General features: G+C 61.0%; 22 protein-coding genes. 8 read left to right on the top strand and 14 right to left on the bottom strand.

The window, feature by feature from the left end; all coding sequences use genetic code 11:
* Nucleotides 1-3 precede the first annotated feature (3 nt).
* From VWZ81_RS13755 to pcaF, 13 genes are all read right to left on the bottom strand, one after another.
* The gene (locus tag VWZ81_RS13755; RefSeq protein WP_340544334.1) at nucleotides 4-999 is read right to left on the bottom strand and encodes a BMP family lipoprotein; all 996 of its coding nucleotides are present in this window, start codon (nucleotides 997-999) and stop codon (nucleotides 4-6) included.
* Nucleotides 1,000-1,128: 129 nt separating this feature from the next.
* Nucleotides 1,129-1,545: a GNAT family N-acetyltransferase gene (locus VWZ81_RS13750; RefSeq protein ID WP_340544335.1), complete on the bottom strand. Its 417-nt coding sequence runs from the start codon at nucleotides 1,543-1,545 to the stop codon at nucleotides 1,129-1,131.
* A gap of 54 nt (nucleotides 1,546-1,599) precedes the next feature.
* The gene (gene tsaB, locus VWZ81_RS13745) at nucleotides 1,600-2,196 is read right to left on the bottom strand and encodes a tRNA (adenosine(37)-N6)-threonylcarbamoyltransferase complex dimerization subunit type 1 TsaB (RefSeq protein WP_416536465.1); all 597 of its coding nucleotides are present in this window, start codon (nucleotides 2,194-2,196) and stop codon (nucleotides 1,600-1,602) included.
* Nucleotides 2,186-2,749: a NifU family protein gene (locus tag VWZ81_RS13740; RefSeq protein ID WP_340544337.1), complete on the bottom strand. Its 564-nt coding sequence runs from the start codon at nucleotides 2,747-2,749 to the stop codon at nucleotides 2,186-2,188. Before VWZ81_RS13740 ends, tsaB begins: the two co-directional genes overlap by 11 nt.
* A gap of 168 nt (nucleotides 2,750-2,917) precedes the next feature.
* Nucleotides 2,918-3,373, bottom strand: a complete 456-nt coding sequence (locus VWZ81_RS13735) for a universal stress protein (protein WP_340544338.1) — start codon at nucleotides 3,371-3,373, stop codon at nucleotides 2,918-2,920.
* Nucleotides 3,374-3,458: 85 nt separating this feature from the next.
* The gene (locus VWZ81_RS13730) at nucleotides 3,459-4,325 is read right to left on the bottom strand and encodes a branched-chain amino acid aminotransferase (RefSeq protein ID WP_416543347.1); all 867 of its coding nucleotides are present in this window, start codon (nucleotides 4,323-4,325) and stop codon (nucleotides 3,459-3,461) included.
* A gap of 129 nt (nucleotides 4,326-4,454) precedes the next feature.
* The gene (locus tag VWZ81_RS13725) at nucleotides 4,455-5,222 is read right to left on the bottom strand and encodes a Phenylacetic acid catabolic protein (RefSeq protein ID WP_416536467.1); all 768 of its coding nucleotides are present in this window, start codon (nucleotides 5,220-5,222) and stop codon (nucleotides 4,455-4,457) included.
* 66 nt (nucleotides 5,223-5,288) lie between these two features.
* On the bottom strand, nucleotides 5,289-6,362 hold the full coding sequence (gene paaE / locus VWZ81_RS13720) for a 1,2-phenylacetyl-CoA epoxidase subunit PaaE (protein ID WP_416543346.1): 1,074 nt from the start codon (nucleotides 6,360-6,362) through the stop codon (nucleotides 5,289-5,291).
* 10 nt (nucleotides 6,363-6,372) lie between these two features.
* The gene (gene paaD / locus VWZ81_RS13715) at nucleotides 6,373-6,846 is read right to left on the bottom strand and encodes a 1,2-phenylacetyl-CoA epoxidase subunit PaaD (RefSeq protein WP_416543345.1); all 474 of its coding nucleotides are present in this window, start codon (nucleotides 6,844-6,846) and stop codon (nucleotides 6,373-6,375) included.
* A gap of 99 nt (nucleotides 6,847-6,945) precedes the next feature.
* The gene (gene paaC / locus VWZ81_RS13710) at nucleotides 6,946-7,707 is read right to left on the bottom strand and encodes a 1,2-phenylacetyl-CoA epoxidase subunit PaaC (RefSeq protein WP_416543344.1); all 762 of its coding nucleotides are present in this window, start codon (nucleotides 7,705-7,707) and stop codon (nucleotides 6,946-6,948) included.
* Entirely contained in the window at nucleotides 7,707-7,991 is a 285-nt protein-coding gene (paaB, locus tag VWZ81_RS13705; RefSeq protein ID WP_008562338.1) for a 1,2-phenylacetyl-CoA epoxidase subunit PaaB, read from the bottom strand. Before paaB ends, paaC begins: the two co-directional genes overlap by 1 nt.
* Before the next feature lie 61 nt (nucleotides 7,992-8,052).
* Complete coding sequence (gene paaA / locus VWZ81_RS13700; RefSeq protein WP_271907133.1) at nucleotides 8,053-9,030, bottom strand: 1,2-phenylacetyl-CoA epoxidase subunit PaaA; 978 nt, start codon at nucleotides 9,028-9,030, stop codon at nucleotides 8,053-8,055.
* 23 nt (nucleotides 9,031-9,053) lie between these two features.
* A complete protein-coding gene (gene pcaF / locus VWZ81_RS13695) occupies nucleotides 9,054-10,256 on the bottom strand; it encodes a 3-oxoadipyl-CoA thiolase (protein ID WP_416543343.1) in 1,203 nt (400 codons plus the stop codon).
* A gap of 316 nt (nucleotides 10,257-10,572) precedes the next feature.
* Here pcaF and VWZ81_RS13690 point away from each other — a divergent pair, with 316 nt between their 5' ends.
* From VWZ81_RS13690 to VWZ81_RS13660, 7 genes are all read left to right on the top strand, one after another.
* Complete coding sequence (locus VWZ81_RS13690; protein ID WP_416543342.1) at nucleotides 10,573-12,219, top strand: sulfatase-like hydrolase/transferase; 1,647 nt, start codon at nucleotides 10,573-10,575, stop codon at nucleotides 12,217-12,219.
* Between the two features lie 278 nt (nucleotides 12,220-12,497).
* Nucleotides 12,498-14,591, top strand: a complete 2,094-nt coding sequence (locus VWZ81_RS13685) for a 3-hydroxyacyl-CoA dehydrogenase NAD-binding domain-containing protein (protein WP_416543341.1) — start codon at nucleotides 12,498-12,500, stop codon at nucleotides 14,589-14,591.
* A gap of 1 nt (nucleotide 14,592) precedes the next feature.
* Entirely contained in the window at nucleotides 14,593-15,768 is a 1,176-nt protein-coding gene (locus VWZ81_RS13680) for an acetyl-CoA C-acyltransferase (RefSeq protein WP_416536474.1), read from the top strand.
* A 95-nt stretch (nucleotides 15,769-15,863) separates the two neighbouring features.
* A complete protein-coding gene (locus tag VWZ81_RS13675) occupies nucleotides 15,864-17,063 on the top strand; it encodes an acyl-CoA dehydrogenase family protein (protein ID WP_416537210.1) in 1,200 nt (399 codons plus the stop codon).
* The gene (locus VWZ81_RS13670) at nucleotides 17,060-18,205 is read left to right on the top strand and encodes an acyl-CoA dehydrogenase family protein (RefSeq protein WP_416543340.1); all 1,146 of its coding nucleotides are present in this window, start codon (nucleotides 17,060-17,062) and stop codon (nucleotides 18,203-18,205) included. The genes VWZ81_RS13675 and VWZ81_RS13670 overlap by 4 nt, the downstream gene beginning before the upstream one ends.
* Nucleotides 18,186-18,650, top strand: coding sequence for a PaaI family thioesterase (locus tag VWZ81_RS13665; RefSeq protein ID WP_416543339.1), 465 nt, complete (start codon nucleotides 18,186-18,188; stop codon nucleotides 18,648-18,650). Before VWZ81_RS13670 ends, VWZ81_RS13665 begins: the two co-directional genes overlap by 20 nt.
* A gap of 67 nt (nucleotides 18,651-18,717) precedes the next feature.
* On the top strand, nucleotides 18,718-20,235 hold the full coding sequence (locus VWZ81_RS13660) for a class I adenylate-forming enzyme family protein (protein WP_416543338.1): 1,518 nt from the start codon (nucleotides 18,718-18,720) through the stop codon (nucleotides 20,233-20,235).
* A 128-nt stretch (nucleotides 20,236-20,363) separates the two neighbouring features.
* Here VWZ81_RS13660 and rpe read toward each other — a convergent pair whose 3' ends face one another.
* Nucleotides 20,364-21,053 (bottom strand): ribulose-phosphate 3-epimerase, encoded by a 690-nt coding sequence (gene rpe, locus VWZ81_RS13655; RefSeq protein ID WP_416537214.1) that lies wholly within the window; start codon nucleotides 21,051-21,053, stop codon nucleotides 20,364-20,366.
* Nucleotides 21,054-21,230: 177 nt separating this feature from the next.
* On the opposite strand from rpe, the gene phnC reads away from it, so the two are divergent.
* Nucleotides 21,231-22,049 carry a phosphonate ABC transporter ATP-binding protein gene (phnC, locus tag VWZ81_RS13650; protein ID WP_416543337.1) on the top strand — a complete coding sequence of 273 codons (819 nt, stop codon included), beginning with the start codon at nucleotides 21,231-21,233 and terminating at the stop codon, nucleotides 22,047-22,049.
* Nucleotides 22,050-22,108: the final 59 nt, after the last annotated feature.

Below are 22,108 nucleotides of genomic sequence, written 5' to 3'. Positions count from 1 at the left end.
TACTTAGAAGGACAGAGCCGGGCAGCTGTCATCCGACATGTAGTCATGCACGGTGATTTCGCCGGTTGCGATCTTGGCTGCGGCTTCATCAGCGGCAGCCTGCATCTCTTCGGTGATCAGCGATGCGTTGTTATCGTCAACCGCAAAGCCGACGCCGCCGTTCGACAGGCCCATAACGGAGAAGCCGGTTTCCAGGTCAGGACCGTCGGAGAAGGCTTCAAACACAGCGTTGTCGACGCGCTTCATCATGGACGTCAGAACTTTGCCCGGGTGCAGGTGGTTCTGGTTGCTGTCCACACCGATTGACAGGATGCCTTCGTCGGCGGCGGTCTGCAGTACGCCAACACCAGTGCCGCCCGCAGCTGCATAGACAACATCAGCGCCCTGGCTGATCTGCGCCTTCGTCAGTTCGGAGCCCTTGACCGGGTCATTCCAGGCCGCAGGGGTGGTGCCGGTCATATTGGCGATCACAGTTGCGTCCGGGTTTGCGGCCTTCACGCCCTCGGCGTAGCCGCAGGCAAATTTGCGGATCAGCGGGATATCCATACCGCCGATGAAGCCTACTGTGCCCGATTTGGACGCTTTGGCCGCCAGCATACCGACAAGGTAGGAGCCTTCATGTTCGTTGAAGACAACAGAACGTACATTCGGCGCATCAACAACCATGTCGATGATCACGAATTTGGTGTCGGGGTAGTCGGCTGCAACCTGGCCCAGAGCGTCGGCAAAAGCAAAACCGGCCATGACGATCGGGTTCGCGCCCGCTTCGGCAAAGCGACGCAGGGCCTGCTCACGCTGAGCTTCGGATTGCAGTTCGATTTCGCGGAAGCTTTCGCCGGTTTCCTCAGCCCAACGCTGCGCGCCGGTGAAGGCGGCTTCGTTGAACGATTTGTCGAACTTGCCGCCCAGATCAAAGATCAGTGCAGGCTCTGCCAATGCGGCACCCGCTGTCAGCGCCACGGCCGCCGCGGCGCTCATCAGGGATTTCATCAGGGTCATAGGGGTACTCCCAATTTGTTGTTCTTGTTGCGGCCAGTTTGACCGCCCCAACCCATGTGTTTTTAAAAAGGTGCGACAATTTAGGCCGTAGCCTGCGGAAAGGGTCAACCGTTTTTTGACCTTTTGGTGTTATTCTGCGGTTTCGGCCTTGCGTAAACTGACGCACATGAGCACTGCGTCCACTGAAGACGCGCCTTCGCGCGGGTAGTAGCCGACCCGCCGCCCGGTTTCGGCGAATCCATAGGAGTGATACAGGGCACGCGCCGATCGGTTGTCTGCGGCAACTTCCAGAAAGCCATCGGTTGCATCTCTGGCCAGCGCGGCTTCCTGCCAGCTGTCCAAGACCATACGCGCAAACCCTTGACGCCGGTAGTCAGGGTGGGTCGCTATGGTCAGCAGTTCGGCCTCTCCAGCGACAACGCGTCCCAAGGCAAAGCATCGTGTATCGCCGACAGCATAGCTGAACGGGCTGTCGAGCAGGGCAGAAAATTCATCCGAAGACCACGGGCGCCCCTGCACAAAGGCAGCCCGATGGGTGTGGGCCATGTCCTGTGGTGTCAGATTTGAGGGACAGTTTCGTAGCATGGTCGACCGAAGGTATCAGCCATCAATCAGCGTTGGTGGGGCGTCTCTTGCCGGCGCGGCATCAGCAGCCCGCAGGTACAGCGGGGCAGGGGCAACTGCTTCTGTTTGGTAACGGTCGGCGGCGTTGCGGGCGATGGCTTCGGCGATATTCGGCGGAGTTGCCTCGGCCAGCAACTCTAGATCATGCGCGGCGGCAACCGCCTGCGCTTCAACAAGTGGCATCAGCCGGGGCTCGCCTCCGGGAGGCAGTGCATAGACATGATCGCGAGGTGCGGGCACCGCAGCGAGAGTGCCGGGGTGATGGCGTGCGTCAAATCCGTTTACACCGACTGCCGGAATATCCAGCCCCAGCGCCAAACCGCGTGCAGCGGACACGGCGATGCGAATGCCTGTGAAGTTTCCGGGTCCGATACCGACACCAATGGCATCAAGATCCGCCCAAGCTGCGCCACCTTCGGCGAGCACCTCGTCCAGCAACGGCATCAATCGTTCGGCCTGGCCGCGAGTCATCTCCTCCAATCGGGAGGCCAGCACCGTGTCCCCACGCAACAAAGCGGCCGCGCAATGCGCGGCCGATGTATCAAAGCCAAGGACGAGAGCGTCAGACGGCAACGGGGCGAACCTCGGTCACTTCGGGGATGTAGTGGCGCAGCAGGTTTTCGATGCCCATCTTCAGCGTCAGTGTCGACGAAGGGCAGCCTGCGCAGGCGCCCTGCATATGCAGGTAGACCACACCACGGTCAAAGCCGTGGAAGGTGATATCGCCGCCATCCTGAGCCACAGCAGGGCGCACGCGGCTGTCCAGAAGCTCTTTGATCTGGTTGACGATTTCGCCATCCTCACCGGTGTGTTCCGCGTGGCCAGAGGTCTGTTCGCCACCTTCGGAAATCACCGGCTGACCGGACTGGAAATGTTCCATCACCGCGCCGAGGATCGCCGGTTTGATGTGGTCCCATTCAACCGTCTCTGCCTTGGTCACGGTTACGAAATCGTTGCCGAAGAACACGCCAGTCACGCCTGCAACAGCAAAAATGCGCTGCGCCAAAGGCGATGAGCCTGCGGCCTCTGCGCTGGGAAAATCAGCTGTGCCCATTTCCAGTACGGTCTGGCCCGGCAGGAATTTCAGCGTCGCCGGGTTGGGCGTGGATTCTGTCTGAATGAACATGTCGGGCCTCCTTAAAGCGTGGCAGAGATATGCGCCTCCGGTGGGCTTAAGTCAAGATTTGGAACGGTTCTAAAATTGCGGAACCTTGTGGCGCGCGCTGGGGCCTTTCGCTTCGGATCCACTCGCGGCGAGTTCGTGCAACCCGCAGATCGGTCAGCTTGGCAGCGATCAGGTGATCGCTTCCAGTTTTTCTTTAGACAGATCGCCGGGTACGATTGTGATCGGCACCGGCAGGCTGCCGGATGAGCGACTTAGCTGGGTGACGAGGGGACCAGGGCCTTTGCGGTCGTCACCGGCGCCCAGTACCAATACGCCGATTTCGGGATCAGATTCGATCTGGGCGATAATCTCTGGCACCGCTTCGCCTTCGCGGATCACGAGTTTGGGTTCGATACCTTGCCGGTCGCGCATCCACTTCGCGAATACTTCAAAATGGGCGTGTATGCGTTCGCGGGCCTCTTCGCGCATCACTTCGCCGACGCCAATCCAATGATTGAATTCGTCGGGTGGAATCACCGAAAGGATTTCTACTCCGCCGCCAGTCTTGGCGGCACGCATGGCGGCGAACCGCATGGCGTTCAGGCATTCGCGGCTGTCATCCAATACCACAAGAAATTTGCGCATATTGATCCTCTGGTTGTTCCGTCTGGATCATGGCGCAAGCCATCCCCCGGCGCAATAGATGAGCACAAAGGCTAGTCGCACGCAGCTATCCACGGCTGCTTGTTGCCCAATCCCAATAGAGATCCCGTGTGCGCTTGGCGATTGGTCCGATCTGGTATTGCCGATCGTCAAAGGCGGCAACTGGCGTGACCTTGCTCATATTGCCGGACATGAACACTTCGTCGGCGTCTTCAAAGTCTTTATAGCCAAGCACCGTTTCATGAACGGTGACACCATCTGAGCGCAGGTTTGCGATGTGACGGGCACGGGTGATCCCTGCAAGGAAGGTGCCATTTGCAATCGGAGTAAAGACCTCTCCGTCACGCACCATGAAAATATTGGCCGTGGCGGTCTCAGCGACATTCCCCATGGCATCGAGGGCGAGCGCGTTGCTGAATCCTTTTGCGCGCGCTTCACGCAGCATGCGGGCGTTGTTCGGATAGAGGCAACCGGCCTTTGCATTGACCACAGAACTCTCCAGCACGGGCCGGCGGAAGGAGGTGCGTGTCAGAGTCGCTACAGCTGTCGGGGCAGCCATAGGGATTTCTTCCAGACAAAGAGCAAACTGGGTGCTTGCGGGTTCCGGTGCGATCATCGTGGAATCGCCCTCGGCCGCCCAGTACATAGGGCGGATGTAGACCGCGGCATCTGGTGCAAAGAGAGCGAGACCCTCTTTGGCGATGGCGACCATATCTTCGACGCTGACGGTTGGAGCCATCATCAGCGCGTGGGCCGATGCGTTGGCTCTGGCGCAGTGCAGATCAAGGTCGGGCGTGACACCATCGAATAGCCGCGCACCGTCGAAAACCGACGATCCAAGCCAGGTTGCATGGTCAGCGGCCTTCATGATTGCCACATCGCCCTCATGCCAGCTGCCGTTGAAATAGGTGCGAATGGTCTTGCTGATCGCCATGTCGGGCCTCGTTTTTGGGGTGCTGGAACAGGCTGACCCTAGGACGCGATGGGTCAGTCGTCCAGACCTTTTCCGCTGGGTTCTTCCGCCATATGGGTGGGTGTCGGGCGGTGCCTTGATGCCGCCGCTTCAGGCCGGTTCGGGAGCTTCCAGCCCCAGCTCTCGCAACACGCCACGCATCTCGCTTTGCCACCGTGCGCGCAGCTCTGCGTTGCTGCGATGGCGCAACCCCAGTGTGCGAAGGGCTTCGAATTTGTCGGAGTCATCGACCCCAAAGCTGATGGCGACACGTGGCCACCAGTAACCGATGGACTCCTGCAACATGCCGATGTCGCCTTCCTGGACGAGACGCGACAGGCCTTCATGGGCAAGCCGCGCGTGATGCGCCTCAATCGGTTGAATGGCGCGGAAGGCCTCGGCCAACGGCTGGTAGGAGATCATGGACAGTTCTGCCAATTGCACGGCAACGGCGCGTCCCATCAAAAGGTTCATCACCACTGCATCGGCCCAGCCTTCGAGCGGGTAATTGAACACAGCAAGGCGCCGGTCATGTTTGGATCTGGCCTGGTCCAGTCCAGCCTCGCGGTCCAGTCGGGCTGTCCAAGGGTGGTGGTCGACATAGCGCTCCGTGTCGGCCCCGAAATCGCCCATGACCTGTAAGACCCGGTCTGCATTGGCGGTTTTTTCCAATACGATCCGGGCGGCAGCCATGCGCGATTTGATCCCCGGGCCTTCGTTTATGATATCGACAAACCCCGCCGCTCCCGCCAGCGCGCTATCCACGAAACTGGCCATGATGGTCATCAGCTCAGCGCGATAGCGTGGCGGTACGTTGGAAGGATTGCTGAGGACGCCACCGGCCGCCAGATAGCTCTCAATGCTCATCTCGTCACTCATGCGATTGTCCTCTTGAGTCTGTTGCTGTGTGTTTCGTCCTGATCGCTCGGGCTCTAACCTAGTGGGCTATTGATCGTAGTCCACCACCACCTGATCACTCAGCGGATAGGCCTGACAGGACAGCACATAGCCTTTTTCGACCTCGTAATCCTCCAGCGCGTGGTTGGCGACCATTTCGACCTCGCCCTCCAGCACCTTGCAGCGGCAGGTGGAGCATACACCTGCCTTGCAGGCATAGGGCGCGTCCATGGCGTTCTCCAGCGCCGCGTCCAGCAGGGTCATGTCCTTGCCCATTTCGATGGTCTGGGTGGCGCCGTCCAGCGTAATCGCGGCCTTGGTCTGGTTGGCGCTGCTGGCCGCATCCGTTGCGGTGGCCTTGCGCTTGGCGCGGCCCGGCTGAGCAGATGCGAACAGTTCGAACTTGATCTGGCTATCGCCTAGACCGGCGGTGCGCAGGGCACTGGCAATACCCAGCATCATCGGCTCCGGGCCGCAGATAAAGGCGGTGTCGACCGACTGGATGTCGATCCAGTGCTCGAACAGCTGGGCGCATTTCTCCTCAGTCACCAGACCGGTGAACAAGTCGATTTCCTGAGCGTCGGATTCCAGTACATGGATCACATTGAAGCGGCCCATGTAGAGGTTTTTCAGATCCTCCAGTTCCTCGCGGAACATGATCGTGTTCACGCCCTTGTTGGCGTAGACCAGCGTGAAGGAGGATTTGGGCTCCGCCGCCAGCGTGGTCTTGAGGATCGACAGCACAGGGGTAATGCCGGAGCCGCCGGCAAAGCCCAGGTAGTGCTTTTCGGCGGTACCATCGAGCGGGGTGAAGAAGGTCCCCATCGGCGCCATCGCCTGCAGGGTATCACCCGCCTTCAGCTCGGTGTTGGCCCAGGTCGAGAACGCGCCGCCGTTGACGCGCTTGATGCCGACCTGCAGGATGCCTTCGTCCTTGCCGGCGCAGATCGAGTAGCTGCGGCGCAGTTCCTCGCCGTCGAAGTCGCGGCGGAAGGTCAGGTACTGGCCTTGGGTGAAATCGAATTCCTCAGCCGCGCCACCCGCGGGCTTCAGGGTGACAACCACCGCATCGCGGATGGTCTTGCGGACGTCGGTGACTTCAAGGTCGTGAAAGCGCGCCATCAGGGTCTCCTCAGATGCACTTGAAATAATCAAAAGGTTCGAGGCAGTCCTGGCAGCGCCAGTGGGCCTTGCAGGGGGTCGAGCCGAACTGGCTGACCTTGGTGACATGTTTGCTCCCGCAGTGCGGGCATTTCTCGGGGCCGCCTGCGGGCTGGGGCGGGGCGATGCCGTAAGCCTCCAGCTTGGTGCGGCCTTTTTCCGACAGCCAATCGGTGGTCCAGGCCGGCGAAATCTGCGTTTTGAGCCGCAGATCAGTGATGCCGCGGCCGCGCAGGGCGGTCTCAATATCCATGGCGATCACCGCTGTGGCCGGGCAGCCGGAGTAGGTCGGGGTTACGGTGACCACCAAAGTCTTCCCTTCCCAGGCCACATCGCGGATGATGCCCAGGTCCACCAGCGAGATCACCGGGATCTCCGGGTCCGGCACGGCGTCGAGCCAGTCCCAGACTTGGGTGATGCTTGGCTGAGTTGTCACTTGGCTCATGCGGTTACCCTCATTGGCTGTTCCGCCCGGACTTCCCAGCGGAAGCGGGCCTCACCCCCGTTTGACGCCGGGGATGCCCTCAGTTCCTTGGCCGAGGCCTTACCACTTGGCGCCGGGATAGGCGCGCTGCAGCCATTGCATCTGGGTCAGCAGGTGGCCCAGATGCTCTGTGTGCATCGCACCGGTGCGCCCGCCTTTGTGGGCAAAGCGGCTTTCGGGAATGGTCAGCGTCGCATCACCCAGGATGCGGGACACCAGTGCGTCGTATTCTTCGCGCAGGGCCGCCGGATCGGGGGCGATGCCAGCCTTCACCATTTCGGAGTCCACATCGTCGGACTGGAACATCTCGCCCACATAGGGCCAGAGGTAATCCAGCGCTTCCTGCATCCGGCGGTGGCTTTCCCCGGTGCCGTCGCCCAGGCCCACCACCGTGTCGGCAGAGCGTTCCAGGTGATAGGCCACCTCTTTCGAAGCTTTTTCGGCGATTGCTGCAACGCGTTCGTCCGACGACTTCATCAGCCGACCCAGCTGTATCGAATGCCAGGCGTCAAACAGGAACTGGCGCATCAGGGTGCGGCCGAAATCGCCGTTCGGCACCTCGCACAAGAGCACGTTGCGGAAATCCCAGGCGTCGCGCAGGAAGGCGAGGTCGTCGGCGGATTTGCCTTCGCCCTGGACTTCACCGGCGAGGCCGAGCCACATCTGGGTCTGGCCGATCATGTCCAGCGCTGTGTTGGCCAGCGCGATGTCCTCTTCCAGCACCGGCGCGTGGCCGCACCATTCGCTGACCCGGTGGCCGAGGATCAGGGTGTTGTCCCCCATCCGCAGCAGGAACTGGAAAAATGCGTCTTCGCGGGCCATTACATCGCCCCCACTTCTTCGGGGATGTCAAAGAAGGTCGGGTGTCGGTAGACCTTGCTTTCCGACGGCTCATAAAGCGGGCCCTTGTCGCTGGGCGAGGAGGCGGAAATGTGGTTCGCCTCGACCACCCAGATCGACACGCCTTCGTTGCGGCGGGTGTAGACGTCGCGGGCGTTCTTGATCGCCATTTCGGCGTCCGGCGCATGCAGCGAGCCGACGTGGCGGTGGCTCATGCCGTGCTGGCCGCGGATGAAGATTTCCCAGAGGGGCCATTCGTTTTTCATGTCTCAAATCCTCCTGGCTGAGGGGGCGCCGTCGCCGTGGCGGGCGCCGGAATGCTTGGGGTTACTCGGCGGCGTGCTGGCGCGCGGCTTTCTTCTTGGCGTGGGCAAGGAGGCCGTCGCGGACCCAGGCGCCGTCGTCCCAGGCCTTGTTGCGGGCGGCGAGGCGGTCCACGTTGCAGGGGCCGTTGCCTTTGATCACTTCAAAGAACTCGCTCCAGTCCGGGTCGGTGTAGTCGTAGTGGCCGCGTTCCTCGTTCCATTTCAGGTCGGGATCGGGGATCGTCAGGCCCAGGTATTCGGCCTGCGGCACGGTCTGGTCGACGAACTTCTGGCGCAGCTCGTCGTTGGTGTTCATCTTGATCTTCCAGGCCATCGACTGGGCGGAATGGACCGAGTCCTTGTCGGACGGGCCGAACATCATCAGCGACGGGTACCAGAGGCGGTTCAGCGCATCCTGGGCCATTTTCTTTTGCTCCGGGGTTCCTTCCGCCATCTTGCGGATGGCGTCATAGCCCTGGCGCTGGTGGAAGCTTTCTTCCTTGCAGATGCGGATCATCGCGCGGGAGTAGGGGCCGAAGGAGGTCCGCTGCAGCGGCACCTGGTTCATGATCGCCGCGCCATCCACCAGCCAGCCGACCGCGCCGATGTCGGCCCAGTTCAGCGTCGGGTAGTTGAAGATCGACGAATACTTCATGCGGCCGTCCAGCAGCATTTCGGTAATCTCGTCGCGGGAGACACCCAGGGTTTCCGCCGCGCAGTAGAGGTAGAGACCGTGGCCTGCCTCATCCTGCACCTTGGCGAGGAGGATCGCCTTGCGCTCCAGCGTCGGCGCGCGGGTGATCCAGTTGCCCTCTGGCAGCTGGCCGACGATTTCCGAATGCGCGTGCTGCCCGATCTGGCGGATCAGCGTTTTGCGGTAGCCTTCTGGCATCCAGTCCTTGGGCTCGATCTTCTCGCCCGCGTCGATGCGCGCCTGGAAGGCCGCCAGCTTTTCCGGATCGTCCTGGGTTGCTTCGGATTTGATCATCTGAGCATACATGTCTGGGACCTCACTAGAGTTCGTTACACGCGTTCGAGGATCAGGGCGGTGCCCTGTCCAACGCCGACGCACATGGTGCAGAGCGCATACCGCCCGCCGGTGCGCTGCAGTTGGTAGGCGGCGGTCAGCACCAGCCGCGCGCCTGACATGCCGAGCGGGTGGCCCAGTGCAATCGCACCGCCGTTGGGATTAACATGGGGTGCCGCGTCCGGAAGGCCAAGCTCGCGCAGGGTGGCAAGGCCCTGCGATGCGAATGCTTCGTTCAGTTCGATCACGTCCATCTGTTCGATGGTCAGGCCGGTGCGGGCCAGAACCTTGCGGGTGGCGGGCACCGGGCCGATGCCCATGATGCGCGGCTCGACCCCGGCGGAGGCCATGCCAACAATGCGGGCCATCGGTGTCAGGCCGTTCTTCGCCGCTGCCGCTTCATTCGCCATCAGGATCGCCGCAGCACCGTCATTGACGCCGGAGGCATTGCCTGCGGTCACGGTCTTGTCCGGGCCGTTGACACCCTTGAGGCCCGCCAGCTTCTCTGCCGAGGTGCCGGGGCGGGGGTGTTCATCGGTGTCCACCACCAGATCATCGCCCTTGCGCTGGGGGATGGTGACCGGCGTGATTTCGTCCTGGAAGATGCCGGCCTCATGCGCGGCGGCCCAGCGGGCCTGGCTGCGGGCGGCAAAGGCGTCCTGATCTTCGCGGGAAACGCCGTAGTCTTCGGCCACGTTGTCTGCGGTCTGCGGCATCGAGTCGGTGCCGTACATTTCCTGCATTTTCTTGTTCACGAAGCGCCAGCCGATGGTGGTGTCATAGACCGCGTTGGCGCGGGTGAAGGCAGAGGTCGCCTTGGGCATCACAAAAGGCGCGCGGCTCATGCTTTCGACGCCGCCTGCGATGGCCATGTCATAGTCGCCCGCCTTGATCCCGCGGGACGCCATACCGACCGCATCCATGCCGGAGGCGCAGAGACGGTTGATGGTGGTGCCGGGCACAGAGGTGGGCAGACCCGCCAGCAGCGCCGCCATGCGGGCCACGTTGCGGTTGCTTTCACCGGCCTGGTTGGCATCGCCAAAGATCACATCGTCGAGGGAGCCCCAGTCCACGTCCGGGTTTCGCGCGGCGAGCGCGGCAATCGGCAGGGCGGCAAGATCATCGGTACGCACCTGACTCAGCGCGCCGCCGTAGCGGCCGATCGGGGTGCGGGTGGCATCGCAGATGAAAGCATCCATGGGTGTTCGCGTCTCCAAGTCGCAGCAGTAGATAAGCCGACCATTTAGTCGGTGATACGCGCAGAAGTGATTCTGGGCAAGAGAGATGTAACCAGATCTAACAAGGTGGTGGAATTCTGTAACGTATTAATGGTTCTCTTGCTGATCCTTCATATTTCGGTCGCTCTGCGCCTTTGCGCGTATGATCCACTCAGCGTCGCAGTGGCTGTCGAAAATAGTTTACATGTTGACTAATTGCGAGTGTCCGCTCTGATTGGAGAAGCGCGAGGTATCTGTTCGCTGCGATCTTCGCGGTGACCGGAAAGGGGAGGGGTGAATGAATATTCTCTATATCATGTTTGACCAGCTGCGGTTTGACTACCTCAGCTGTGCTGGGCATCCACATCTACAGACGCCTCATTTGGATGGGCTGGCACGGCGCGGGGTCCGGTTCACCAGAGCCTATGTGCAGTCGCCCACCTGCGGTTCTTCCCGTATGTCGAGTTACACCGGGCGCTATCCCTCAAGCCACGGGGTGCAGTTCAACGGTTACCCGCTACGGGTGGGCGAATGGACAATGGGTGACCACTTGCGCAAGACCGGGATGAGTTGCCACCTGATTGGCAAGACGCATATGGTTGCCGATGCCGAGGGGCTGGAGCGTCTTGGTCTTGCCCCTGACAGCATCATCGGTGTGCGCCAGACGGAATGCGGTTTTGACCCATTTGTCCGTGATGACGGGCTGTGGGCTGAGGGGCCGGACGGTTTTTATGACAGTAAGCGAAGCCCCTATAATGAGTATCTCAAATCGCAGGGCTACCCCGGCGACAACCCCTGGAGCGATTTTGCAAACGCCGGCGTGGATGGTGACGATATCGCCTCTGGCTGGTTCATGGTCAACGCAGACAAGCCCGCCAATATCGCGGAGGAGGACAGTGAGACGCCTTGGCTCACCCGTGAAGCCATGCGGTTTATCGAAACTGCGGAGAGGGAGGGCGATCAGCCGTGGTGTGCGCATCTGAGTTACATCAAGCCGCATTGGCCATATATTGTGCCTGCGCCTTACCACGATATGTATGGTCCTGAGCATGTTCTGCCCGCAGTTCGTTCGAGCGCCGAGCGCGAGAATGCGCATCCGGTATTTGCCGGTATGATGAACAATCAGATTGGTCAGGCCTTCTCCCGTGAGGAAGTGCGTCAGAAGGTGATCCCCGCCTATATGGGGCTGATCAAACAGGCTGACGATCAGATGGGTCGGCTGTTCTCCTGGCTTGAGGCAACCGGGCGAATGAAGGATACGATGATCGTGGTGACCTCGGACCATGGCGACTACCTCGGCGATCACTGGCTGGGCGAGAAGAACCTTTTCCATGAACCGTCGATCAAGGTGCCGCTGATCATCTACGATCCGCGGCCCGAGGCCGACGCCACACGCGGCACCACCTGCGATGCATTGGTCGAGTCGATTGATCTGCTTCCGACCTTTCTGGAGGCAGCGGGCGGCGCGGCGGCACCTCATATCCTGGAAGGGCGCTCATTGATGCCCTTGTTGCGCGGCGAGACTTCAGAGTGGCGCGACTACGCGGTGGCCGAGTTTGATTATGCGACGCTCCCCCTGTCCGAAACACTTGGCCTGGCTCCGAAAGATGCGAGGCTGTTCATGATCGTGGATGCGCGCTGGAAGTTCATGCACGCTGAGGGCGGGCTTCGGCCCATGCTGTTCGATTTGCAGGAGGATCCAGATGAGCTCGTGGATCTTGCCAAAACGAAGGCGCATCAGGAGGTGATCGACCTCATGTACGATCGACTGCTCGAGTGGGGGCTGCGGATGTCGCAACGCATTACCCTTTCTGACGAGCAGATTGCCAAGCGCCGAGGGAAATCGGTGCGCAAAGGGATCCTGTTGGGCGTCTATGAGCCGTCGGAGGTGGATGCAACCCTGACCGAGGCCTATCGTCGACCGGTTCCGAAAGCTGAGAGCTGACCGTCTAGCGCCCAAATACCGCGAGACGCACCGTCACGACCCGCAGGCAAATCGTGATGCTTGGCAAGCGGCGCAGACGCGCGGCATGATATCTCTTGTCAGGTCACGAAGCCGGATTTAGGGTCGGCATCAAGTTTGCGGAATGATGTTCCGCATGGCGAAATGTGCGGGGGTGACGTCTGCGTCCTGATCCGTGCCTGCCGCAAGGCAGCTGCGTTCCCGCGGTTGGAGCCTGTCGAAGTTTTGCTCGGCATCGCTCGCAATAAGAGGAAAGATCCATGACTGAAGCCGTTGTTTATGAGCGTATTGGCGATATTGCAGTGCTGGGCGCGCAGAACCCGCCAGTGAACGCTCTTGGCGTTGACGTGCGCCGTGGGCTTCTTGCCGGGATTGAGCGCGCCGAGGAAGAAGGCGCACGTGCCGTACTGATCTACGGCGAGGGGCGAACCTATTTCGCTGGCGCCGATATCCGCGAGTTCGGCAAGCCGATGCAAGAGCCCGGATTGCCTGACCTGTGCAACCGCATCGAAGCCGCCAAGCTCATCGTGGTTTCTGCCCTCCACGGCACCGCGCTGGGCGGTGGGTTGGAAGTGGCGCTGTCGTCGCACTACCGGATTGCAGTGCCAAGCGCCAAGATGGGCTTGCCTGAGGTGCATCTCGGCATCATCCCGGGCGCTGGGGGGACGCAGCGGCTGCCGCGCGTCACCGGAACCGAGGCCGCGCTGGAGATCATCACCACCGGCCGCCATGTGTCGGCGGCAGAAGCCTTCGACAAGGGGGTCGTTGATCGTATTGCGGAGGGCAGTCCCCGCGAAGTCGGTCTGGCTTACACCCGTGAATTGCTGGACCAGGATGCGCCGCGTCGACCGGTCTGTGATATGTCGGCACCGGAACCCATCGATTTCGATGAAGCCTATGAGAGGGTGCTCGCCCGGGGCCGCGGTCAGCTGTCCCCGGCCGTCGCGGTGCGTGCCGTTCAGGCTGCATGTGAAGCCAAGAGCTTTCTTGACGGGGTGCGCCAGGAGCGAGAACTGTTTAAGAAGCTGATGGAGAGCGATCAGCGACAGGGTCTGATCCACGCATTCTTTTCGGAGCGCGCGGTCAGCAAGCTGCCAGAGCTGGCCGATGTGACCCCGCGCGACGTCGCCTCGATGGGGGTAATTGGTGGCGGCACGATGGGCGCAGGCATTGCAACCGCCGCCCTGTTGTCGGGGCTGCCCGTAGTACTGATCGAACGTGATGATGCGGCGACGGTCGCAGCTCATGAACGGATCGAAGGCAATCTGAAAGGGGCGCTTAAACGCGGCAAGATCGATCAGTCGCAGTTTGATACCATGATGAACGAGGCGCTGCAGCTGGCGACGGATTATGCAGCGCTGTCGCAGGTCGATCTGGTGGTCGAAGCAGTGTTTGAAGACATGGACGTCAAACGCGACGTTTTCTCAGCGCTGGATACGCATTGCAAACCCGGCGCAATTCTCGCCAGCAACACGTCATATCTCGATATCAATGAAATCGCTGCTGCGACGCGCCGACCGGCGGATGTGATCGGGTTGCACTTCTTCTCCCCGGCGCATGTGATGAAACTGCTTGAGGTCGTGGTTGCAGATCAGACCGCGCCTGATGTGATCGCCACCGGAATTGCCCTTGGCAAGCGGCTGAAGAAGATCTCTGTGCGTTCGGGTGTCTGCGATGGCTTCATCGGCAACCGGATCATGAACAGCTACCGCAAGGCTGCCGATTACATGGTGCTGGACGGAGCCTCACCCTACCAGATTGACAAGGTGATGACCGGGTTCGGATTTGCGATGGGGCCATTTGCGGTGGCGGATCTGGCAGGGCTTGATATCGGCTGGGCAGCCCGCAAACGGCGGGCGCCGACACGCGATCCCCGTGAGCGGATTGTGCATTTTTCCGATATGCTCTGCGAAGCTGGAGATTTCGGGCAGAAGACCGGCCGGGGTTTTTATGTCTACGAAGAGGGCAAGCGCGGCGGGACCCCAAATCCACAGGTATCCGAGTATATCGAACGCGATCAGCGGGATCAGGGCGTGACGCCGCAGGTCTTGGCCAATGACGAGGTCCTGCGGCGCTACATGTGCGCGATGGTCAATGAGGCGGCGAAGGTTGTCGGCGAGGGCATCGCCCGGCGTCCGCTGGATGTGGATATGGTATTGCTGTTCGGCTATGGCTTTCCGCGGTTTTGGGGCGGCCCGCTGAAATGGGCTGACCTGCAAGGTTTGGATAGCATCCTCAAGGACATCAAACGCTATGCCAAGGAAGATGCGTTTTTCTGGCAGCCGGCGCCCTTGCTGGAAGAGCTTGTCGCCGAGGGCCGCAGCTTTGACGATCTCAACAAGGAGGCCCGGTGAGATGAAACAGGCTGTCATCGTTTCCGCTGCCCGCACTGGGTTGGCCAAGTCTTTTCGCGGATCGTTCAACCAGACCCATGGCGCGACTTTGGGCGGCCATGCCGTAGCTGCAGCCGTCGAGCGGGCTGGCCTAGATGGTGGAGAGATCGAGGATTGCATTATCGGCTGCGGGTTCCCCGAACAGGCTACGGGTCACAATATCGGACGTCAGATTGCGCTGCGCGCGGGATTGCCGCAGACCGCAGCAGGCATGACTGTGAACCGGTTCTGCGCCTCGGGTCTTCAGACCATCGCGCTTGCGGCCCAGCAGATTACGGCCGAAGGGGCTGGCCCGATGGTTGCAGGTGGGGTCGAGAGCATCTCCATGGTGCAGCCCAATGTGAAGCAGGTGCAGGACCCCTGGCTGCAGGCGCACAAGCCAGACGTTTATATGGCCATGATCGATACCGCAGATATCGTTGCCGAGCGTTACGGGATCAGCCGGGAAGCGCAGGATGCCTACGGGCTGCGCAGCCAGCAGCGGATAGCAGCGGCGCAGGGTGCAGGGCTGTTTGACGACGAAATCGTGCCCATGCAGACCGTTATGGCTTTAAAAGATAAGGAAACCGGTGAGGTTGGCACCCGCGAGGTGACTGTGGATCGCGACGAATGTAATCGCCCGCAAACCACTTTGGACGGGCTTGCCGGATTGGACCCGGTGCGTGGCGAGGGCAAGTTCATCACCGCAGGAAACGCCAGCCAGCTTTCCGATGGTTCGGCGGCGGTCGTGATGATGGAGGCCACCGAGGCAAGCCGTCGAGGGCTGAACCCGATGGGGGCGTTTCGCGGGTTCTGCGTTGCCGGCTGTGCGCCTGACGAAATGGGCATCGGCCCGGTACATGCGGTGCCGCGCCTGCTGGAGCGGCACGGGCTGACAGTCGCGGATATCGATCTGTGGGAGCTGAATGAGGCTTTTGCCAGCCAGGCGCTCTATTGCCGTGACCAGCTCCGTATCCCAGATGAAATCTGCAACGTGAACGGCGGATCAATTGCCATCGGCCATCCCTTTGGCATGACAGGCGCACGAATGGTCGGGCATCTGCTGCGTGAGGGCCGTCGACGTGGGGCCAAGCTGGGTGTTGCAACCATGTGCATCGGCGGCGGCATGGGGGCTGCGGGCCTGTTCGAGATCTACTGACTATCTGGGTACGGCTTCGCCGGCAGGTGCGGTCCAAGTAGATCCCGGATGAGAGCAGCGGGCACTATCGAAATAGCGCGGGGAGGTACGCGGAGATGGATCTGAATTACTCGACCGAAGAGTTGGCCTTTCGCGCGGAAGTGCGCGCCTTTCTGGAGGCGAAGCTGCCTCAGGATCTGTCGGACGCTGTGCGCCTGGGGCGGGGTATCGGCAAAGAGGGGCATGATCGCTGGCACCAGATCCTGAACGATCAGGGGTGGCTGGCACCGACCTGGCCGCAGGAGTATGGCGGCTGCGGCTGGAATGCGGTCCAGCGCCACATCTTCGAAGAAGAATGTTGTCGCGCCCATGCGCCGCGCATCGTTCCGTTTGGTTTGACCATGCTTGCGCCGGTTCTGCAAAAATTCGGATCCGATGCGCAGCGCGCGTATTTCCTGCCCAAAATTCTGTCCGGTGAACACTGGTGGTGTCAGGGATATTCCGAGCCGGGCGCAGGGTCCGATTTGGCCAGCCTGAGCACGCGTGCAGTTCGCGATGGTGACCATTATATCGTCAACGGACAAAAAACTTGGACCACGCTTGGCCAATTCGCCAACTGGATTTTCTGTCTCGTCCGCACTGATCCTCAGGCCAAGCAGCAGGAGGGGATTTCCTTCCTGCTGATTGACATGGCGACACCAGGCATCGAAGTGCGGCCGATCATCCTTCTTGATGGCACCCATGAGGTCAACGAAGTCTGGTTCAATGATGTGCGCGTGCCTGCTGAAAATCTGGTTGGTGAGGAAAACAAAGGCTGGACCTATGCCAAATATCTGCTGACCCATGAACGCACCAATATTGCAGGTGTCGGGTTCAGCCAGGCAGGGCTGGAGGCGGTGAAACGTCTCGCGCGTCACCAGCTTCATCGCGGTCGCCCGCTGATCGAAAATCCACATTTCGCCGCGCGACTCGCCCGCGCGGAAATCGATCTGATGGCCATGTCCACCACCAATCTGCGCATCATCTCAGCTGCGGCCCAAGGGCAGGCGCCCGGCGTCGAAAGCTCCATGCTCAAGGTGAAAGGCACCGAAATACGTCAGGAGATCAACGATCTCGCACGCCGCGCAGCGGGGGTTTATGCCCTGCCGTTTGCGTCGGAGGCGGTAGCCGGTGACAACAACGCGCTTTCTCCACCAGAGGGGAGCGAAGCTGTCGCGGCCCAGTATTTCAACAATCGAAAACTGTCGATCTTCGGTGGATCGAACGAGATCCAGAAGAATATCATTGCCAAGGTTTCTCTGGGAGGCAGGACATGAACTTTCAGCTGACAGAAGAGCGCCAGATGCTTCAGGACAGTTTGCGCCGGTTTCTTCGCGATCGGTATTCTGTCGCCGCCCGAAACCAGGCGCTTGCCGATCCTTCGGGGTACTCTCCGGAAATTTGGGGACAGCTTGCTGACCTCGGGGTGATTGGCGCGCTGCTGCCCGAGGCCGCTGGTGGATATGGCGGGGCCGGATTCGACATTGCGACGGTGTTTGAGGAATTGGGCCGGGCCGGCGTTGTTGAACCGGTGCTTGACAGCGCCGTTCTTTGTGGCGTGCTGCTGTGTGGCTCTGGCACAGATCCGATTTCGCCGCGTGATCAGAAAATGATTGATCGGCTGATCGCTGGAGATCTGCAGCTGGCCTTTGCCCACGGCGAGCCTGCCAGCCGGTATGAGCGTACCTGGATCGAAACCAAGGCTGTCGACGAGGGGGATGACATTCTGCTCACCGGGCGGAAATCCGTGGTGGTGAATGCAGAGGCGGCCGACTTGCTGATTGTTGCCGCGCGCGAAGCGGGGTCACCCGGAGATCGTGACGGCCTGTCCCTATTTTGTGTTCGCCCCGATGCACCCGGTCTGCGAATGCGGGGTAGCGCATTGCTGGCAGGCGGCAGAGCCGCCGAGATGGAACTGGATTGTGTTCGGCTGTTGAAATCAGCGCGGATCGGCGCAGCTGGCAATGCTGCGGACCGTATCGAAGGCGCCATTGCCGCGGCGGAGGTTGCGCTCGCCGCAGAGACGCTTGGCGCGATGGAAACAGCCGTACGGCTGACGATGGATTACCTGACTACACGGCAGCAATTTGGACGTCCAATCGGCACGTTTCAGGCCTTGCAGCATCGCGTTGCAGAGATGTTGATCGAGCTCGAACAGGCGCGTTCTGCCGTGATCAATGCAGCAGGCCACCTGGAGGATCTGCCACTGGTGCGGGATCGTCATATCGCCGCCGCGCGCAATCTCATCGGGCGGACGGGGCGCCATATCGCGGAAGAGGCGATCCAGCTTCACGGAGGCATCGCGATGACTGCCGAATATGAGTTGGCCCATATCGCCAAACGCATCGTCTTGGCGGAACACCGCTTTGGTGATGCTGATACCCAGTTGGAGCGGTTCATTGACCTCACGGCGGCCTGATCCGATATCGCAGGCCACCGAGGCTGCGGCAGCACATGGGTCCGGGGGCACCAAGCGCATCATTGACGATCCAGGTTGTCAGCAGATGGTCGGGTATCGCACCGAGATCGATACGCAAACCGGGGCATGCCTTGTGATGCTGGAGCTTGCTCCACAGCACCTTAACCGCAATGGCCTCCTGCATGGGGGCATCGTTGCGACCCTGATGGATGTGGTCTGTGGCAATACGGCATCTCAGCATTTTGACGCAGCCTTGCACCCGCCGGTGGTGACCGTCTCACTGACCTTGTCCTATATCGCGGCTGCACAGTCCGGGCAGGTTGTGGCATCGGCAACGGCAACAGGCGGTGGCGCCTCCCTGGCCTATGTGGCGGGAGAGCTGGTGGATGGTCGCGGGCAGATCTTGGCCACCGCGAGCGGGGTCTTCAAAAGGATACGGGGCTGAGGCCCCCGCGGCGTAGCTTTGTCTGCGGAGGGGGGACAGATATCAACACGACCACGGGGAATCGAACATGACGCTTTGGCACGAGTATCTTGAGCAACATGCGCGCCATCGTCCGGAGTCTCCGGCCTTCAGCGACAGCGGCGGGACGAAGTGGACCTATGGTGAGCTTGCCCGCGTCTGCGACGAACTGCGATCTCATCTGGTGGCCGCTGGAGTGGGGCCGGGTGACCGGGTCATGTTACTCTGCGAGAACTGCTGCGTCGCCGTTGCAGCCCTGTTTGCTACCTCACAATTGGGCGGTGTTGCAGTTCCCGTGAATGCCCGGATGCGGGCGCCCGAGGTCGAGCGTATCCGCGCCCATGCCGAGCCGACAGTGATCCTGCTGACGGTGGCCGCTTCGCCGGATGCTGCGGCCCACGCGGCCCGATTGGGCGCACACCCGATGCCGGGCGATCTGGGCAGCTTGCAGATCGTGATTTCAGCCCCCGGAGAGGGTGTTGCGGCGGGCGATCGAGGCGATGAAACGATACCGTCCGATCTGGCCGTGCTGCTCTACACAACCGGTACGACCGGTGATCCAAAGGGGGTGATGCTCAGCCATGGAAACCTGAGTTTCGGCGGCGGTGCCTCGGCTCGCTTGCGCGATATGACCGTACGAGATGTGATCTATGGCGTTTTGCCACTTAGCCACGTGTTTGGCCTTGCGTCCGTTCTGACCGCCTCCGTGATGATCGGGGCCGAGGTTCGTCTTGAGGCGCGCTTTAGCGCGGCGCGGTTTTATCAGGCGTTGAGGAGCGGCGTCACCCTGGTTTCCGCTGTACCGCAGATGCACGCGCTGGTGATGCAATACGCTAAGGAACAGGGGTTGGCGCATCTTGATAGTCCCGATCTGCGCTATGTCTCCTCTGGCGCGGCTCCGCTCGACCCGGATTGGAAACGGCGGGCGGAAGATTTTTACGGCGTTGCCCTGCAGAACGGCTATGGGATGACCGAGGCCACGGCAGGGATCTGCGCGACCCGCAACTGCCTGGGTGACCCTGATACATCGGTTGGCCCACCGCTATCGGGGGTTGAGGTGCGTCTGGATGAAAATGTTCCGGGCGGCGGCGGCGGGCTGGGAGAGATCTGCCTGCGCGGAGACAACGTTATGCTCGGCTATTTCCGCAACCCGAACGCCACGCGGGCGGCTCTCGATCCCGAAGGTTGGCTGCGCAGCGGCGATATGGGGCGTTGGGACCAAAGCGGCAATCTGCACATCGACGGACGCGCCAAGGAGCTGATTATCCATGGCGGTTTCAATGTCTTCCCGCCGGAGGTCGAAGCAGCTCTGAATGCCCATCCGCAGGTGGTTCAATCCGCTGTTGTCGGCCGCCAGATGGACGGGGACGAACAGGTGGTCGCCTTTGTGCAGGTGGCCACTGCCGATGCGCCTCGGGTTGAGGACTTACGTCTCTTCGTGGCAGAGCGTCTGGCAGGCTATAAACGGCCCGGCCTTATTGTGCTCACAGAACAGCTACCAGCGGCACCGACAGGCAAGATCCTGAAGCATCTTCTGTTGTCGCATTTCGCAGACCGGCTGGCGTGAAGCGCCCGCGCCGCGCAACGCGCGGCGCTTGGCCCAACGGCTTCAGCGCCTTTCTTGAAAGGCGTCGCAGCGGGCGGGAGTTCCTTGTGTCCGCCCTACTGAATGCGCGCTGCTGTGATGTCGCTCGCTCAGGCCCAGACGCCAGCAGCAGCGGCTCGGATGCTGCGGATATTTTCTCCGTAAACCTCCGGCGTATCGACGGAGCCGCCCTTGAACACTGCTGATCCGGCGACCAGCACGTCCGCCCCGGCTTCTGCCACCAGCGGTGCGGTCTTGGGGTCAACGCCGCCATCAATCTCGATATGCACCGGGCGATCACCGATCATGGACCGCAGGCTGCGAATCTTGGCGGTCATATCGATGAACTTCTGCCCGCCGAACCCGGGGTTCACCGTCATGACGCAGATCAGATCGGTCAGATCCAGCAGATGGGCAACCGCCTCGGCAGGGGTGCCGGGGTTCAGGGCCACACCGGCTTTCATACCTGCCCCACGGATCGCTTGCAGGGTGCGATGAATATGCGGCCCGGCCTCGACATGTGCGGTCAGCACGTCGGCCCCGGCATCTGCATAGGCGTCGATATAGGGGTCAACCGGTGCAATCATCAGATGCACATCCATCACGGTTTTGACATGTGGGCGAAACGCCTTCACCGCCATCGGACCAAAAGTAAGGTTGGGTACAAAATGCCCGTCCATCACATCGATATGAACCCAATCGGCGCCTTGGGATTCGATGGCCTGAATCTCCTGACCAAAATTGGCAAAGTCGGCAGACAGGATCGAAGGTGCGATTTTGATGGAGCGGTCGAAAGACATGGCAGCAGTTCCTTGGTTTCGTGGGCAGCGTTTCGTCGCCGTATAGCGGCTTGTTGTCGGCGCGCCTAGGGGCGTGCTGGCTGTTGTCATGCCGGCCGTTACAAAAGCTTCACCGCGATGACACACAAGTTTTGATCTGGCAGCTTAGTCAGTCCCGCAAAGAGACGGGAGCCTCAGGTGCTGCGAATTGACAAACTGACCAAGAGATTCGGCGACAAGATCGCGGTGGATGCCGCGACGCTGGATATCGACAAGCCCTGCATGATCGGCATCATCGGCCGCTCGGGTGCGGGGAAATCCACGTTGCTGCGGATGATCAACCGGCTTGGGGACGCCAGTGAGGGGCGCATCCTTTTCGAAGGGCGCGATGTGACCCAGCTGCGCGGCAAGGAGAAACGCGCCTGGCAATCCGATTGTGCGATGATCTTTCAGCAGTTCAATCTGGTTCCGCGGATGGATGTCGTATCCAACGTGCTGCACGGCACGCTCAACCGTCGCTCGACCCTTGCAACGTTGTTCAATCTCTACCCGATGGACGACATCCATCGCGCGATTGATATCCTTGACCGGCTGGGCATCGCCGAACATGCCGCCAAGCGGGCCGAGGCGCTGTCGGGCGGCCAGCAGCAGCGGGTGGCGATTGCCCGGGCGCTGATGCAGGATCCGAAAATCATTCTGGCGGATGAGCCGATTGCCTCGCTTGATCCGATGAATGCCCAGACAGTCATGGAGGCACTGCGCCGCATCCACGAGGAGGACGGCCGCACGGTCATCGCCAATCTGCACACACTGGATACCGCACGTCGCTACTGCGACCGCGTTGTCGGCATGCGGGACGGGCGCATCGTGTTCGATGGGTTGCCGGAACAACTGACGACCGGTGTCGCCCGCGAGATCTACGGAGCAGGCGCGGACTTCTCCGAGGCCGCAACCTCTACAGAGATTGAGACATTGAACCGTACTCAGCCGCGCCGACAGCCTGTTCCGGCGGACTGACAGTTTTTTCCAAACCCGGCGGTTCGTTCGCCGACATGACCAACCAGAGAGATTGACTA

The organism is Phaeobacter sp. JH20_34, assembly GCF_048056095.1.
Lineage (GTDB): Bacteria > Pseudomonadota > Alphaproteobacteria > Rhodobacterales > Rhodobacteraceae > Phaeobacter > Phaeobacter bryozoorum.
This window is presented reverse-complemented; position numbering and strand designations above follow the sequence as displayed.

Bases quoted from the DNA above. Each gene is read 5' to 3' on its own strand.
- VWZ81_RS13690 (WP_416543342.1), top strand. From the start codon at position 10,573: ATGAATATTCTCTATATCATGTTTGACCAGCTGCGGTTTGACTACCTC.
- VWZ81_RS13675 (WP_416537210.1), top strand. From the start codon at position 15,864: ATGGATCTGAATTACTCGACCGAAGAGTTGGCCTTTCGCGCGGAAGTG.
- VWZ81_RS13725 (WP_416536467.1), bottom strand. From the start codon at position 5,222: ATGAGTGACGAGATGAGCATTGAGAGCTATCTGGCGGCCGGTGGCGTC.
- VWZ81_RS13735 (WP_340544338.1), bottom strand. From the start codon at position 3,373: ATGCGCAAATTTCTTGTGGTATTGGATGACAGCCGCGAATGCCTGAAC.
- paaB (WP_008562338.1), bottom strand. From the start codon at position 7,991: ATGAAAAACGAATGGCCCCTCTGGGAAATCTTCATCCGCGGCCAGCAC.
- paaC (WP_416543344.1), bottom strand. From the start codon at position 7,707: ATGGCCCGCGAAGACGCATTTTTCCAGTTCCTGCTGCGGATGGGGGAC.
- VWZ81_RS13750 (WP_340544335.1), bottom strand. From the start codon at position 1,545: ATGGCCCACACCCATCGGGCTGCCTTTGTGCAGGGGCGCCCGTGGTCT.
- VWZ81_RS13730 (WP_416543347.1), bottom strand. From the start codon at position 4,325: ATGGCGATCAGCAAGACCATTCGCACCTATTTCAACGGCAGCTGGCAT.
- VWZ81_RS13755 (WP_340544334.1), bottom strand. From the start codon at position 999: ATGACCCTGATGAAATCCCTGATGAGCGCCGCGGCGGCCGTGGCGCTG.
- rpe (WP_416537214.1), bottom strand. From the start codon at position 21,053: ATGTCTTTCGACCGCTCCATCAAAATCGCACCTTCGATCCTGTCTGCC.
- pcaF (WP_416543343.1), bottom strand. From the start codon at position 10,256: ATGGATGCTTTCATCTGCGATGCCACCCGCACCCCGATCGGCCGCTAC.
- paaA (WP_271907133.1), bottom strand. From the start codon at position 9,030: ATGTATGCTCAGATGATCAAATCCGAAGCAACCCAGGACGATCCGGAA.
- VWZ81_RS13685 (WP_416543341.1), top strand. From the start codon at position 12,498: ATGACTGAAGCCGTTGTTTATGAGCGTATTGGCGATATTGCAGTGCTG.
- VWZ81_RS13740 (WP_340544337.1), bottom strand. From the start codon at position 2,749: ATGTTCATTCAGACAGAATCCACGCCCAACCCGGCGACGCTGAAATTC.
- VWZ81_RS13670 (WP_416543340.1), top strand. From the start codon at position 17,060: ATGAACTTTCAGCTGACAGAAGAGCGCCAGATGCTTCAGGACAGTTTG.
- paaE (WP_416543346.1), bottom strand. From the start codon at position 6,362: ATGGCGCGCTTTCACGACCTTGAAGTCACCGACGTCCGCAAGACCATC.
- VWZ81_RS13680 (WP_416536474.1), top strand. From the start codon at position 14,593: ATGAAACAGGCTGTCATCGTTTCCGCTGCCCGCACTGGGTTGGCCAAG.
- VWZ81_RS13660 (WP_416543338.1), top strand. From the start codon at position 18,718: ATGACGCTTTGGCACGAGTATCTTGAGCAACATGCGCGCCATCGTCCG.
- paaD (WP_416543345.1), bottom strand. From the start codon at position 6,846: ATGAGCCAAGTGACAACTCAGCCAAGCATCACCCAAGTCTGGGACTGG.